At 48.7% G+C, this 236-nt stretch carries 1 protein-coding gene; it reads left to right on the top strand.

The window, feature by feature from the left end:
• A partial coding sequence (locus tag AAEY75_RS17050; protein ID WP_352260366.1) for a S8 family serine peptidase occupies positions 1–236 on the top strand: 236 nt, incomplete at both ends.

The raw sequence follows: 236 nt of genomic DNA, 5'->3' as shown, positions 1-236 counted from the left end.
GTAGTGGTGGCAGTGGTTCTAACATCATGCTGATGGAAGCATTAGAACATGCCGTTAATGATGGCGCTGATGTTATTAACAATTCATGGGGTGGTGGCGCTGGCGCAGATCCTTCAAGTAGCCCATACAAAACAATGTTTGAAGCTGCAGAAGCTGCAGGTGTTGTGGTTGTAAGTGCCGCTGGCAATGATGGTAGCGCCCCTAAAACGGTAGGTTGCCCTGGTTGTATTGAGTCA

The sequence above is a fragment of the Psychrobacter sp. TB55-MNA-CIBAN-0194 genome (assembly GCF_040309505.1).
Classification (GTDB): domain Bacteria; phylum Pseudomonadota; class Gammaproteobacteria; order Pseudomonadales; family Moraxellaceae; genus Psychrobacter; species Psychrobacter fozii.
Note: the sequence above shows the minus strand (reverse complement) of the source record. Positions and strands in the feature narration are given on the sequence as shown.